This window comes from Clostridium sp. OS1-26 (genome assembly GCF_030915445.1).
In the GTDB taxonomy this organism is placed as follows: domain Bacteria; phylum Bacillota; class Clostridia; order Clostridiales; family Clostridiaceae; genus Clostridium_AM.
In genome coordinates this window covers 5612554-5626869 of the sequence record NZ_CP133264.1, presented here as the reverse complement: position 1 = coordinate 5626869, position 14316 = coordinate 5612554, and the positions used below count along the sequence as shown (strand labels likewise).

Annotated in this window: 14 protein-coding genes; 10 read left to right on the top strand and 4 right to left on the bottom strand. The window is 28.4% G+C overall.

Translation table 11 applies throughout. The features are described from left to right. The first annotated feature begins 39 nt into the window (after positions 1–39). Complete coding sequence (locus tag RCG18_RS27630; protein WP_308039171.1) at positions 40–303, top strand: hypothetical protein; 264 nt, start codon at positions 40–42, stop codon at positions 301–303. A 212-nt stretch (positions 304–515) separates the two neighbouring features. Here RCG18_RS27630 and RCG18_RS27625 read toward each other — a convergent pair whose 3' ends face one another. The 3 genes from RCG18_RS27625 to RCG18_RS27615 form a co-directional block, all read right to left on the bottom strand. After that, positions 516–1361, bottom strand: coding sequence for a type II CAAX endopeptidase family protein (locus RCG18_RS27625; protein WP_308039170.1), 846 nt, complete (start codon positions 1359–1361; stop codon positions 516–518). 113 nt (positions 1362–1474) lie between these two features. Next, positions 1475–1699, bottom strand: a complete 225-nt coding sequence (locus RCG18_RS27620; protein ID WP_308039169.1) for a helix-turn-helix transcriptional regulator — start codon at positions 1697–1699, stop codon at positions 1475–1477. Positions 1700–1731: 32 nt separating this feature from the next. Next, positions 1732–2298 carry a DUF2975 domain-containing protein gene (locus RCG18_RS27615; protein ID WP_308039168.1) on the bottom strand — a complete coding sequence of 189 codons (567 nt, stop codon included), beginning with the start codon at positions 2296–2298 and terminating at the stop codon, positions 1732–1734. 221 nt (positions 2299–2519) lie between these two features. Between RCG18_RS27615 and RCG18_RS27610 the strand changes: the two genes are divergently transcribed. From RCG18_RS27610 to RCG18_RS27575, 8 genes are all read left to right on the top strand, one after another. Continuing rightward, positions 2520–4541, top strand: a complete 2022-nt coding sequence (locus RCG18_RS27610; protein ID WP_308039167.1) for a helix-turn-helix domain-containing protein — start codon at positions 2520–2522, stop codon at positions 4539–4541. Positions 4542–4752: 211 nt separating this feature from the next. Further along, entirely contained in the window at positions 4753–6150 is a 1398-nt protein-coding gene (locus RCG18_RS27605) for an MATE family efflux transporter (protein ID WP_308039166.1), read from the top strand. A gap of 310 nt (positions 6151–6460) precedes the next feature. Then, the gene (locus RCG18_RS27600) at positions 6461–7471 is read left to right on the top strand and encodes a polysaccharide deacetylase family protein (protein WP_308039165.1); all 1011 of its coding nucleotides are present in this window, start codon (positions 6461–6463) and stop codon (positions 7469–7471) included. Positions 7472–7630: 159 nt separating this feature from the next. Further along, positions 7631–8164: a sigma-70 family RNA polymerase sigma factor gene (locus tag RCG18_RS27595; protein ID WP_308039164.1), complete on the top strand. Its 534-nt coding sequence runs from the start codon at positions 7631–7633 to the stop codon at positions 8162–8164. Next, the gene (locus RCG18_RS27590) at positions 8165–9403 is read left to right on the top strand and encodes a DUF4179 domain-containing protein (RefSeq protein WP_308039163.1); all 1239 of its coding nucleotides are present in this window, start codon (positions 8165–8167) and stop codon (positions 9401–9403) included. A gap of 17 nt (positions 9404–9420) precedes the next feature. Further along, the gene (locus RCG18_RS27585) at positions 9421–10434 is read left to right on the top strand and encodes a phosphodiester glycosidase family protein (protein ID WP_308039162.1); all 1014 of its coding nucleotides are present in this window, start codon (positions 9421–9423) and stop codon (positions 10432–10434) included. 17 nt (positions 10435–10451) lie between these two features. After that, positions 10452–11507: a hypothetical protein gene (locus tag RCG18_RS27580; protein ID WP_308039161.1), complete on the top strand. Its 1056-nt coding sequence runs from the start codon at positions 10452–10454 to the stop codon at positions 11505–11507. An 80-nt stretch (positions 11508–11587) separates the two neighbouring features. Further along, positions 11588–12001, top strand: coding sequence for a hypothetical protein (locus tag RCG18_RS27575; protein WP_308039160.1), 414 nt, complete (start codon positions 11588–11590; stop codon positions 11999–12001). 117 nt (positions 12002–12118) lie between these two features. Here the strand turns inward: RCG18_RS27575 and RCG18_RS27570 are convergent, their stop codons facing one another. Continuing rightward, the gene (locus RCG18_RS27570; protein ID WP_308039159.1) at positions 12119–13075 is read right to left on the bottom strand and encodes a 3D domain-containing protein; all 957 of its coding nucleotides are present in this window, start codon (positions 13073–13075) and stop codon (positions 12119–12121) included. 343 nt (positions 13076–13418) lie between these two features. Here RCG18_RS27570 and RCG18_RS27565 point away from each other — a divergent pair, with 343 nt between their 5' ends. Beyond that, entirely contained in the window at positions 13419–14159 is a 741-nt protein-coding gene (locus tag RCG18_RS27565; protein ID WP_308039158.1) for an MBL fold metallo-hydrolase, read from the top strand. The last annotated feature ends 157 nt before the right edge of the window (positions 14160–14316 follow it).

Here is a 14316-nt window from a genome sequence, read left to right as displayed (position 1 = left end):
TAATCTGATTATAAAATATTTGTTTGGAGTGGTTGAGACATGAAGGTAATAGCAAAGTCAATAGAGATGGTAGCTTGGTTTGATAAAAAGGGCGTGCTGAATCCAGTCAGATTTCGGTTAGATGGAGAAGTAGGCGAATCTATTACCATAAAAATAGATAAGGTTATAAGTAGGGATAAAGAGAAGCTGGACGGAAATCATATGCTTATCTTTAACTGCCAAGGATGTGTCAATGGAGCACAAAAGTTATTTGAAATTAAATACGAGTTAAGTACATGTAAATGGATACTGTTTAAAATATAAATTTGGATAGAACAATATAAAGCCCTGGAGTAATCCAGAGCTTTTTAATTAAAATTATTTTGACGTCAAAAATCCGTCAAAAAAACTTTTCAAATTAGTTCAATTTTATTCCAAGTTTGTTTTTCTAAAAACCTTAAAAAGAAGTGATATAAACAATTTTGGGGTTTAGGTTTAAATTTAAATATTGATTCGAACATTTCAATTTTGAAACCCTATATATGTTTAATATAATCGTTATTTACATTCAATAAATTTCGTTTAGGATAATTTTTGTAGATATACAGTAAATATATAGACAATAAAACAACTCCTAATATGAAAACACCCAAATTGGGATTAAAAATACCTGTAGAAGAACTATTTGAGGGTGTCATTAAATCGCGTAAATGGACAATTAAGTTATTTACAGCGTGTAGCAAAATAGAAGGAATTAAAGAATCGTATTTATAAGCAAGAATAGAACAACTTACTCCAACAAAAAACAATAATGGGTTTACTTTTGTGTGCACTATCATAAATATTAATGAAGAATATATGATTGCTTTAGTTACCCCGTATTTATTGTGAAATCTATTTAACAATATACCTCTAAATGTAAGTTCTTCTGTTATAGGCGCTATTATCACTCCATATATGAAGCCTATGACAACAGTAAAAGGTGTACTATAAATGGAAGGTTTTGAAACAAAATTTGAATTTACTGAATTTAATAAGTTAGGATTTGCAGAATATACTATAAAAATTACTGCCAACATTGCTCCTATGCCACCTATTATCGTTATAATCCAAGTTAGAGGAACTTCCAATATGAATTTTTTACTAGATGGTTTCCCTATAATCTGCATAAGTGTTATTTTGTTTTGTCTCATAAACTGAAGTATTAACACAAAGAATAATGAAGTGATTACAGCAGCAATAAATTCAATATTATCATCTCTTAAAGTTCCGTTAAAAACTTTTTTATATAATATAAGTATTACTATAGATAAAATTGTTGCATAAAACATTTTTAAAAACAAGTGCCTTGTTTTAATTTCCTTAAATAAACTTAAATTCATAGAACTATCCCCTTAAATTGATAAAATATTTTTAGTGTAGAAATGGTTTTTCTACATAAACTATCAGTAAAAAACATTTCGTTTTATAAGTGAAGATATTTCACCCTAGAACTCTATAAGTTATCTTCTTTAACATTTGGATCGTATTCTAATATATCTCCAGGTTGACAATTTAACTCACGACATATTGCTTCAAGAGTTGAAAATCTTATAGCTTTAGCTTTTCCAGTTTTTAAAATCGAGAGATTTGATAAAGTTATACCAACTTTATCAGCCAGGTCTCCAAGAGATATCTTCCTATCAGCCATAACTCTATCCAATCTTATGATTATTGACATTGCATCATCTCCATCCAACGATTAGTTATAATTTATATTGTGAGATCCTGATCTTTTTTTAGTTCAATAGCTCTTTTAAATATTTCTCCAATAATTATAATTATTAAACCACCTATATATCTTGAATCTATTATAACTGATACAAGGTCAGTGTGAAAAGTTACACCATTAGTTGACAAATTGTTTATTGTTAGAGCAGAAATATAGTTCGCTGCATTTTCAAATATTGCTAGTAAAACTATTGATATACCAATAATTCTTGTTCTTTTAAAATTTTCTATTTCAAAAATTTTATTTTTTGAAAAGTCTTTAAATAATTTAATTAAAGAATATAGTATATATAGAGATGTAATTATTGCAGGTATATTGTACAATAGAGATTTAATATTATAATTAGCAATAAATTCATTGTTGGCTTGTGGTATAAATGATAGCATCAAGCCAGATGATGTTAAATCATAAAAATCTTTTACTCCTTTTGAATAATCAACAGCTATTCCTATAATTACTAAAGGGATACATACAAGTAGGACGATAAGACAAATTTTTAAAAATTTATAGATAAAAGATGATAAAGATTTTTCTCCAATAAAGTTCATTTTTATTCCCCCATTAACAAATTTTTCTTAGATATATAATAACATTAATTTTATTGTTATTCAATAAATTTTTTTTAAAAAACAATATATTTTAATTGAATAACATAAAATAAATTTCTGAATTTCATATTAAGTGTAACTATATTTTAACAAATGATATCAGATATATATGGTAAAATTGAAATAATAACATTATTAAATAAAGAAATGGAGAAAGGTTTATGAGAAGGGAATATGTAACTTTCATGGAGCATCTTCCTGTCAATATCAGTTTAAACACAGTTAAGGATTATCCGCTTCACTGGCATAACTGTGTAGAAATAATATTTGTTTTAAAAGGAAACATATATGTTCAGATAGAGTCTGAGACATATGAGCTGCTTGAAAGAGAAGTTGAAATAGTAAATGCAGATGAGCCCCATAGAATATATTCTAATGATGAGGGGAACAAAATATTAGTATTTAAAATGGATCTAGAATTCTTTGAAAAATACTATAACGATGTAAAAAATATATATTTTTATACTAACTCAACGGTAGAATGGGCACAGGAGGAAGAAAAGTATCAAGTTTTAAGAAGAGTTTTGTCTATACTTGCTTGTGAAGTAATTCAAAAAAGTGATGATTATGATGAAAAGATAGAAAAATACATGGTAAAGCTGTTATTTCACTTGTTAAATAACTTTCACTATTTACTATATGATGAAGAAGGCTTAAAGGAAAATGATATACAATTTGAACGGTATCATAGAATTTCTAAATTTATATATAACAATTACATGAATAAGATAAGCCTTCAAGACATAGCAGAACGTGAATTTTTAAGTTCGTATTATCTATCTCATGAAATAAAAAATATGGCAGGTATTAATTTTAAAGAGTTTTTAAACTCTACCAGAGTTCATGAATCAGTTAAGCTTTTATTGGATACAGAAAAAACTATATCAGATATTTCTGAGGACGTAGGATTTTCACACACTCGCTATTACAATAAATATTTTAAAATGTATTACAATATAACGCCTCTTCAGTATAGGAGAAAGAACTATATCTCAGAAGAAAAATACACAAATACTAAAAATTACAAAGAGCTTAATATTGAGGATGCAATTGAGTATATTTCTACATATCTTGAAGATTATGATAGATTTAATTATGAAAAAGAGATAATTAAGATAAATGTTGATGTTTCTGACTTAGGATGTGAAGTTAACGATTATTGGAGAGAGACAATAAATCTAGGTGATGGAATAGAGCTTTTAAAAGAGAGAGAGCAAAGCTTTGCAGCGGATATTCAAAAAAATATAGGCTTTAAATATGGTATAGTTCAGTATTTATTTCATAGGGATATGAGAATTTATTTTAATAAAAATTTAGATTTTCTTAATTGGAACGAAGTTGAAAAGCTTATGAATTTTATGGTAGATATTAAACTTATTCCTATGATAATTTTAGATAAAATATTTGATGAAATAGACTTGTTTTTAAGGCTTTTAGAAAGCTTTATTCTATATTTTCTAGATCTATATGGTATAGAGGAAATCCAAAACTGGAAGTTTAGAACAGCAAAGGATCTTCCGCAAGATTACATTGAAGCTGCCCAAGAAATATTTGATAAGTATGAATTAGAAGATATAATAGAGGAAGCTTTTGAAGAGAATAACACAGTAAACTCTATTTTTGATACGTCTTACATGATTCCTTACATAATTCATAACTTCATAAATGAAAAAAATAATATGTTATTCTTAAAAGCTTATGATACTGTTGAAGAAAATTCTGTTATGAGTAATGAATTATTTTTTGGTTCGCCAGGCATAACAACCCTTAATGGTATAAGAAAAGCATCTTATTATGCATATTATTTTTTATCAAAGTTGGGGGATGTTTTAATTAAAAAGGAGGATGGATATATTGTAACTAGTTATGAAGATAATTACCAAATTCTTATTTATAGCTTTAGTGAAGATCTAAATGAGATTATAGAAAATGAAAAGTCAATAAAACAAAAAAGGAAGAAGCAAGTTACTGAAAGGGAAATATCTTTATCCCTTAAGAATCTTCAATATGATTATAAGGTAACTGTATATGAAATTGGAGAAGAAATAGGATCTGCTTTTAATAACTGGATTCTTATGGGGAGACCAAAAAGGCTTACTTATGAGGAAATGGATGTTTTGTATAATATCTCAGAGCCAAGAATGTCTTTAAATTTTGCAAAAAGAAGCCTGTATATAACTTAATATCAAAGATAGAAGGGTACGGAGCTGTGCTAATTACTCTTCAAAAAGTACAAAAACACCTATTTTAGGGTGTTTTTTTGTTATTTCATAATTCATAAATATTTTAACTTGTGCAACTTTGTACTTTTTGTTCAGCAACTCAGTGAATGTTGGAATTCAAGGAAAACTTTATAATAGAAGTATAAATAAAAAAGTTTTGAGGTGAAAGGTTATGTTAATAGATGGAGGCAGGAGAAGTGAAAAGAACAAATTCCTGACAGAAGACATAGGCAAATTATTGCTAAAGTTCTCCATTCCCGCTATACTCTCATTATTAGTAGCTGAAATGTACAATATGGTTGACTCATTGTTCTTAGGTCAGGCTATAGGAGCAGTAGGAATAGGTGCATTAACAATTGCATTTCCAGTGCAAAGATTATTTCTTGCTGTATCAATGCTTGTTGCAATAGGAACTTCTAGTGCAGTTTCGAGAAGTTGTGGTGAGAACGACTATTCAAAAGTTAAAAGAATAATTCCAAATGCATTTATTGTATTAACTTCAATAATTCTATTTTTAGTAATTGCAATATTTATATTTAGTGATAGTTTGATTATAAAACTAGGAAGCAGTGAAAATATATTTCCATATGCAAAAGTATATATATTAATCATTTTAATAGGGACACTATTCCAAGGTCTAATGTTCTTAATGTCCTACATCCTAACAGCCTTTGGAAATACAAAGATTGTTTTATCAAGTATTTCTATAGGTGCAATATGCAATGTTATAATGAATTACATTCTGGTAGTCAAATTTAATTATGGAGTTGAAGGAGCTGCAATTGCTACAGTTAATTCACAAATAGCTGCTTTTATATATGCTCTGATTAAATTTATACAGAATAAAAAGCAAATGGGCTTAAACTTTGAATGTAAATTAGATAAAGGTATAGCTAAAGGAATAATATTCGTTGGTTTTTCTACATTTATAGTAGAAATATCAGATGCAATACTAGCTGTAGTGTTAAATAAGATGCTTGTTGAAATAGGAGGAGATACGGCGATAGTTGCAGTAGGTCTCGTAACCAGAGTATCAATGATACTGTTTATTACTGTTATAGGTATAAGCTCAGCTATGCAGCCAATAGCAGCCTATAATTATGGAGCAGAAAATTATGATAGAGTGAAGAAAATAGTAAAGCTTTCAATAAAATCAGTAACCATAACATCAATTTTCCTATGGTTAGTAACAATGATATTTACAAAACAGATTATTGGATTATTTGTTAATGATCAGAATATTATTAATTACACTGTTAGCGCTTTTAGAATAGTAATTGCAGTATTTCCTTGCGTAGGGGCATATTTTGTTGCAATCTACTACTATCAAGCAATGGGAATGGCAAAATCATCATTATTGCTTTCAATATTTAGAGAAATACTAGTTCTTATTCCTCTTCTTCATATTATGGTCTATGGATTTAAGCTTGGAGTATTAGGGGCATGGATAGCCTATCCTGCTGCAGATATTATTTCATTCGTAGTTTCAATAGTTTATATTAAGTGTAATAGAGCAGAAGATATGGAGAATGTGCCTATAAAAACAAAAGCAAAAATTGTAACAACTTAAGCTTTATTAAATAAAATCTAGCAGAAAAGAAATACTGCTAGATTTTATAATTTAAAAGAAAGTTATTAAAATATTTCAATGTTATAATTATGTAGAAATATTTTATTTATTAAGATTTAATAGCTGATATTTAAGATTTTTGTAACTAATTTGTAATAATTTTTAGTGTTTTTGTAACTTCTTGTATTCTACAATTTGATACAATATATATATGGAAATTATTATAAATAACTTCTATATATAATATAAGTACTTATTTTAGACAAGCGTTTGATATAATAGAAGATTAATTTAGAACTGGAGAGTAAAAATGCAAGATATAATCAGAAGAAGAAATATTAAATTAAGAAAAAACAGAATTAGAAAAAAAAGAATAAGAGTAGGTATTTTTATTATAATTTTAATAATATCTTCTATGGCCATAATATCTAAATTTAAGACTTTGCATAATGCTAAAAATAACAATGTAACTTCCGTTAACAAAGTTAATCAGAGTAAAGTTAGCGTAGGTAGTGATAAAAGTATAGATGAACCAGTTAAAAGTGGGGAAAATACAACAAAAGAAAGCAATTCGGTGAAAAATATAAGTCCAGATACTGAAGCAAACAATACTAACAGTAGCCAAGCTGTCACACAAGAAAAAAATGAAGGTATCAATGAAAGTGTTAACGCTGAACAAGCACTTGTTAATGATGGCAAAAAAATTGCTTATTTAACTTTTGATGACGGCCCGTCTACTACTGTAACTCCCCAAATACTAGATGTATTAAAACAATATAATATTAAGGGAACTTTCTTTGTACTTGGATCAAATGTAGAACGGAATGAAGGAAGTAAAGAAATGATAAAGAGAACTTTTAAAGAGGGTAATGCAATAGGGAATCACAGCTATACTCATAGTTTATCAAAGTTGTACCCTCACAATAGAGTTAATGTAAATTATTTTATGCAAGAAGTGGACAAGACTAATAATGCATTAAAAGGTATTCTTGGACAAGATTTTAATACAAGAATCATAAGAATGCCTGGTGGATATATATCTAGACAATACTATAAAGATCCTAATCTACCTGCTTTTGATGCTAAACTAAAGGAAAAAAATTTGTGTAGTGTAGATTGGAATGCCTTTAATGCAGATGCAGAAGGTAAATGGAAAAATGCTTCACAGCTATTAGATGAGGTAAAATCAACTACAACAGGCAAAGAAAAGGTTATTATATTAATGCACGATACCTATGGCAAAGAAGAAACTGCTAAGGCATTACCTCAAATTATAGAATATTTAAAAAGTCAAGGATATGAGTTTAAGACACTAAAATAGAAAAATATGATGTTTAAGGTATAGGTGCAGTGATCTCGCTGCACCTATTTTATTGTAAAATTTATTTTTTTTAGTGTAACCTTTTGTATAATAAGTTTGTCTAATTTGTGTAACAAGAGAAAAATGTTGGCATTTTTCATTGGGTAAAGAGGTGGAAAGATGAATGATATTGATATAGTAGCTAAGGCTCAAAAAGGAGATGATGTTGCCTTTAGTAAATTGATAAACTCTTGTAAAGAAAAGCTTTATAAGATAGCCTTTGCTTATTTGAAAAACGAAGAAGAGGCTTTAGACATTGTAAGTGATACTATATATAAAGCTTATATGGATATAAATAAATTGAAAAATCCACAGTATTTTAATACTTGGATTACAAGAATACTTATAAATAGCGCAATAAATAGATTAAAAAAGAATAAAAGAATTGTTCTAATAGATGAATATGAAAAAGTTGAAAGCTTTAATCTAAATATTTCAGACATAGAATTTGATATACCTAGGTGCATAGATCTTTATAACGCCATTGATAAATTAAATGTAAAGTCAAAAAGTATAATTATTTTAAGATATTTTCAAGATATGACTATTTCAGAAATATCAGAAGTTCTGAAGATTCCAGAGGGAACCACAAAAGTATATTTACATAGAGCTTTAAAGAAATTAAAAGTTGAGTTAAAGGAGGAGTTTATATAAATGGATTTTAAACCTGGAAACGGATTTGAACAGATAAAAGTTTCGGACAAACTTGATGATGTAGTTGAAAAAGCAATCAATAGAGCGATAAAAGACAAGAAAAAGAAACTAATAAAAAAATCAAAGATCAATAAAATAAGTATAGCTGTGGCATCTATATTTATTTTATTTATTACTAGTATTAAATTTATGCCAGTATTTGCTCAAGTATTAAGTAGTGTTACTATGGGGCCATCCATAACTCGAGAATTGCAGTATCACTATGATAAAAATGTAGGAACTATAGTAAAAGAAGGGCTGGCGCAAAGTATAAATGAATCTAAAACAGATAAAAATATAAAGGTTACCATAAATAGCATAGCAGCAGATGATAAGAATTTGTTTGTTTTCTACACTTTGAATGGTAGGGAAAATAAAGAAGGACTTAAAAATCTTCTTCTTCAAAACTTTAAAATAGTAGATGATAAGGGAAATGATCTTTTAGATAGCACCTTTAACTATTATACTGAGCTTCCAGCAATGCTATACAATAGGGATGGAGATTTTCTGTTGACATTTAATAAAAAATATAGATGTATAGTTACATCCCTAGGTAATAATATTAAAAACTATGGACAAAATGAGGAAACTTATGGAGCTTTAGAGATATCAAGTCGTGACGGAAGTAAAATACCTGAGAAATTGAATTTAAAGTTTATAAGCTTCACTGAAATTTATAAAATGAGCTATTCAAAAGAAAAATATGATAATTTTCTTTCAAAATTTGATCGAGAGCCAATAAGTATAAAAGGGGATTGGAGCTTTAATTTAGAGATTGACCCGAAACTAGTAGGTAAAGAAACACAAGTATATAGTAACATTAAATTTTCTGCAAATCATACGGATTTTAACATAAAATCTTTTAAAATATATCCTACACGTATAGAAACAAAAATACAATTAGGTAAAAATAAAATAGATTCATCTCAATGTTATTCAATAGGACGCACATTTACCAAAAATCGTAAGTCTGGCGACAACAGATTACCTTATTTAGTTGATGAAAAGGGAACGAAATATATGCTTTCTGATAATGATTTTAAAGAGATGGATGACGATAAATGCATAGATTTAGATTTTCAAAGTTGTTATTTCAATAATTCAAAAGAACTCTATTTAGTAATAAATGAGCTTAATTATAATAATGGCACAGAAAACTTTGCAGAGGATATTGGCGAAGTAAAAATAAGAATTAAGTAGGAGATGGTGAAAATAATATGGTAAATGTTAATAAGAATAGAAAGAGTAGAAAGAATAAAAAGAATAAAAGAACCTTCAAGTTTTTCTTACCTTTTATAATTTATGAAATTATAGTTGTTATAATAACAGCACCCATATTAGTATTTTATGGTCCTTTTAAAGATGTTACAAATATGGTAGTTAATACAGCTATGAAAACTTTCACCCATCAGTATATAGCTACTACTTTTTTATCTAATGAAAAGATAAATCAAATAATGAAAGAAAGTAAAAGTGGTGAGATATCTGAAAAAGAGACTGAAAATCAGGATAATGTTACTATAAAGCACTTTAATGACAAGGGAATAGAAAGATATGATATACCAGATAAGAGGTTTGATGGCTACATACTTGAAGTTAAAGACCCAACCAGATTAAAAGTGGGTTATACTAAAAAACTAGGACAAGTTGGACAAAAAACAAGTGAAATAGCACAAGATAATGGAGCAATTGCAGCGATAAATGGAGGAGGCTTTGTAGACAAAGGGACAAATGATAAACTTTGGGTAGGTACAGGAGCATATCCTGATGGAATTGTAATATCTGAAGGAAAAAGTATTAATAATGTAAATCCAAGTAAAAAAGTGAGTGTAGCAGCTTTTACTTCAACTGGAAAGCTTATAGTTGGAATGCATAGTTTAGATGAATTATTATCACAAAATGTAAAAGAAGCAATTTCTTTTGACCCTCCACTTATAATAAATGGAAAAACTGTATCTGTAGATGCAGTAGGTTTAAATCCGAGAACCGCTATAGGTCAAAAAGTCGATGGAACTCTTGTATTGTTGGTTATTGATGGAAGAAGGGTGAGTAAACCGGGAGCTACTTTAAAAGAAGTCCAAAATATACTTTTACAGCAGGGGGTAGAAAATGCTACTAATCTAGATGGTGGATCTTCTTCTACTATGTATTTAAATGGGGAAGTAATAAATAATCCCTGTGATTGGAATGGGGAGAGAACTGTAGCTACTGCAATATATATAAAGCCTTAGAGGAGAGTGTAACCTTAATGAAAGTACTTAAGAAAATAATTATTTTGACTTTAATTCCTATAATTTTAGAATTAAGTGGTTTATTTGTTATACATAAATTTTACATTGGAAATAAAACCAGTTTCAATGTGAAAAAAGTCGATATTTCTTTAAAAAATTCTCATACTAAAATCAACACTAAAATACCTGATGATGCAGAAAATATAAAAGTTTCTCGCAATGGAAATTATATATCCTATTACAAAGATGATAGCATATACGTAATTGACACTAGCAGCAATAAGGAGAGAAAAGTATCTGTAGAAGATGGTTCAAAAATAGCTTATTATACGTGGGATATAGAAAGTGATGTAATTCTTATAGCAGAGAAGTTTTCAAGAAAAAAATCAACGTATTTAAAACTCGAGGCTTATGACGCTAAGAGAGATTCTAAAACAGAGCGTAAAAATGACGAAAATGAAGTACTTGAAATTCTATTGCCAAACAGTAATTGTGAAATTGAAAACATAGTCTTTTCTGGAGCAAGTAATGTAACTTATATTGCTGCAAAGACAAATGAGCAAATAAATCGAATATATAGAATAAATCGTATGACTGAAATGAATATGGTAAAACTTCCGAAAGCTATACTTGGAAATATGGCGGTTATAAATAATCAAGATGGAGATCAGCTTATATATGAAGATAGAAGTAATAATAGAATAAGAATGGGCAAGAACCAACAGACAATAGCTACAGGGGAGAATGCTGAGCATTATTTGTTAGGTACTGACAATAATGATCAGATGTGTATAGGAAATGGGAAGGATGAGAATATAAATAAGATATTTGTTGCTAATTTAAATGAAGATAAAAAGAACTGGAAGACATATCAATTACAAGAATATGCAAATAAAAAAGATGTATATATATTAAGAGATGGACGAATATACATAAATAATTCATCTAAAAAAACTGTAACTGAAATAGCTACAGGGAAATCAATACAATATGAAGGTCAGTTGGTGGGAATATATAACTATGGAGTAGTAAGTAAAGAGGGTAACAAAATCTTAGGAAGTTTGTTTAAGTAAAATAGCTTATTGGTGTATGAAATGTAAATTTATGATATAATCTATAATAATTAAAAATAATTAGCTTTAGGAGATAAAAAATGTATATAGTATTTGGTAATAATATTGTAGATAGTAAAGAAATAAAAGAACTAATCGAAGCAAATACAAAATTTAAAGTAGTCAAAGATATGAGCAAAGGTTCAAAAAGAGAGGATATACTAGCCTTTAATTTAAGTATTAATATAAATATTTTAAATGAAATCATGAAAGAGGAATATAATATAGTTGAACTAACAGAAGAGGAGTTATTTGAAGAATATCTTACTTTAGCAGAAGAACTTGCAGCTGATATTGAAGAGTATATTCCTGAAGAAGCTATTTTCGATATTAAAGCTTATAAATGGGATCAATCAGATAATGATATAAAACTAGTTATGGCTACAGCCCATGAAGAACTCGGAACACCAAAATTAAGAGATGTTATGAAGAGATTAGTAAAACAAGCTGAGTAATCATCGGATAAAAATAGGATTTAGCACTAAGAAATAAGTTATTTTTAGTGCTAAATCCTTTATTTTACAAGTGATCTCAAATATTTTGTGAAAACCTATTTTGAGACAGCCTCTTCTTTAATTAAGTATGTAGACTGTAACGGATCTTCTTCCCCAACTTCGTGCTTCAGACTCCGATTGGAAAAACACATCTATTATGTTTCCTTTAATAGCTCCACCTATATCTTCTGCGACAGCATATCCATATCCTTCTACATAAACTCTAGAACCTAGTGGTATAACTCTAGGATCCACAGCTATAGTACTATATCCATCTATATCTCTCTGCGTTGAGGTACCTGATGCAGTGACCCCATCACCTGAATAGGCAGTTGCCTGCATGCTAAGTACCTGCGAATAAGACATAGATTTTGACATACCACGGGATAAGGAAACGTTTTTAGATGTTTGGTTGGATGCAGTTTCCATGGCAACTAACTGTTTTTCTTTTTCTGTGGTTTTGCTTAGAAGCAATCTTTGTTCTTTTATATCTTTACTCAACTTTGATAAAGTAACTTCATTGCTTGTCTTTAAAGCTTGTAATTTATTATTTTCATTATTTAAAGCTTCTTTTTGATTTGCTATAGCTTGTCTTTGTTCTTTCAGTTTAGCAACAACTTTGTTATCATAGCCTATTACTTTTGTAATTAAATCTACTCTTGACATAAAATCACTTAAGTTATCTGCTGCTAGAACTACTTGAAGGTAGCTGCCAGTACCATTTATATACATAGCTCTTGCTCTTTGTTTAAATAAATCTTCTTGAGCTTTTGAGTTTTTCTCTGCATCTTCTAATTTAACTTGAGTTTTTTTCATATCCTGAGAAATTTTATTCATATCATTTTTATTACTGTCAATTTTCTTTATTACATCATCAATTTGCTTGTCTAATTCTTGAACTTTTGATTGCAACTCTTTCTTTTTATCTTGAGTTTGCTTTAGAGCATCTGATGTGCTTGGAGCAGCTAAGATATTAGCATTTATAATTATAGTCAATGCCAGCGTGAAAATAACAGATAAAGTCTTTTTATTCAATTCGTTTACCTCCTTAAGCCAGTTATCAAGTTATTTTTATCAATATATTTGCTGATGTTCTTTATTATACCATTAAAGTATATAGAAATTCAAACTTGAAGTAAAAAAAATCTATATTAGGTTATAATAGGAAAAGTTAATTCGTAAAAGATTGAAAAAAATTAAAACGTATATCTACTTATAATAGGTATACGTTTTATATTATTTTTAATCTATTTATTGATTTATACATGAAAGTATTGTATAATTATAAAACACAATTATACAATAATATCATAACATATTGCAATGCAAAAGTCAATAGTTATTGTGAAAAAAATTATTTATGAAAGGAGAATAAATAATGAAAATAGCTGATGGGGTTGAAATGCTTGAAGTATCCAGCAATGTTATGGGGAGTAGGAGAATTATTAATCCAACATTGATTTATGATAAAGGCATAGTAATTTTGGTGGATACTGGGTATCCGGGACAGTTACCTCAAATTCGTCAGGCAATTGAAGATGCTGGTGTATCATTTGATAAACTAAATAGGGTAATTCTTACTCATCATGATATTGATCATATTGGAAGCCTTTCTAGTATTGTAAAGGAACTACCTAACAGTGTGAAAGCACTTGCGCATAAAGAAGAGGAAGCATATATTAACGGTATAAAAACACCAATTAAATTAGCTCAACTTGAAGCTAATTTTAGCTCTTTGTCAGATGATATGAAAATTATATATGAAAAGCTTAAAGCAGGCTTTGAAGGCTGCAAAGCAGATGTAAATCAAACACTAATTGATGGAGAAGAGCTTCCTTACTGCGGAGGAATTGAGGTGATTCACACTCCTGGACATACTTTAGGACATATTTGCCTGTATCTCAAACAGCTCAAAATCCTTATAGCAGGAGATATTTTAGCTGTTGAAGATGGAATGCTTGTGAAAGCTCCTGATTTTATTAATTTTGATGCGGATTTAAATATAAAATCTCTAAAAAAACTTACAGAATATGATATTGAAACGGTAATATGTTATCATGGTGAGCTGTACAATAATAATACCAATAAGTGTATTGCAGAGCTAACAAAAAATAAATAAGAATTTTAATATTTGAAGGGATTTAATGAACTTAGATTTCAAATTTGAAGAAAAAATTTTAAATGATGTATTGAATTTTTTCAAATTTAGGTATAGAATGGATAATGTAGTATTAATCAATATTAAAAAATAAGGAGGTCGTCAATATGTTTAGAAG

Bases quoted from the DNA above. Each gene is read 5' to 3' on its own strand.
- RCG18_RS27630 (WP_308039171.1), top strand. From the start codon at position 40: ATGAAGGTAATAGCAAAGTCAATAGAGATGGTAGCTTGGTTTGATAAA.
- RCG18_RS27625 (WP_308039170.1), bottom strand. From the start codon at position 1,361: ATGAATTTAAGTTTATTTAAGGAAATTAAAACAAGGCACTTGTTTTTA.
- RCG18_RS27620 (WP_308039169.1), bottom strand. From the start codon at position 1,699: ATGTCAATAATCATAAGATTGGATAGAGTTATGGCTGATAGGAAGATA.
- RCG18_RS27615 (WP_308039168.1), bottom strand. From the start codon at position 2,298: ATGAACTTTATTGGAGAAAAATCTTTATCATCTTTTATCTATAAATTT.
- RCG18_RS27610 (WP_308039167.1), top strand. From the start codon at position 2,520: ATGAGAAGGGAATATGTAACTTTCATGGAGCATCTTCCTGTCAATATC.
- RCG18_RS27605 (WP_308039166.1), top strand. From the start codon at position 4,753: ATGTTAATAGATGGAGGCAGGAGAAGTGAAAAGAACAAATTCCTGACA.
- RCG18_RS27600 (WP_308039165.1), top strand. From the start codon at position 6,461: ATGCAAGATATAATCAGAAGAAGAAATATTAAATTAAGAAAAAACAGA.
- RCG18_RS27595 (WP_308039164.1), top strand. From the start codon at position 7,631: ATGAATGATATTGATATAGTAGCTAAGGCTCAAAAAGGAGATGATGTT.
- RCG18_RS27590 (WP_308039163.1), top strand. From the start codon at position 8,165: ATGGATTTTAAACCTGGAAACGGATTTGAACAGATAAAAGTTTCGGAC.
- RCG18_RS27585 (WP_308039162.1), top strand. From the start codon at position 9,421: ATGGTAAATGTTAATAAGAATAGAAAGAGTAGAAAGAATAAAAAGAAT.
- RCG18_RS27580 (WP_308039161.1), top strand. From the start codon at position 10,452: ATGAAAGTACTTAAGAAAATAATTATTTTGACTTTAATTCCTATAATT.
- RCG18_RS27575 (WP_308039160.1), top strand. From the start codon at position 11,588: ATGTATATAGTATTTGGTAATAATATTGTAGATAGTAAAGAAATAAAA.
- RCG18_RS27565 (WP_308039158.1), top strand. From the start codon at position 13,419: ATGAAAATAGCTGATGGGGTTGAAATGCTTGAAGTATCCAGCAATGTT.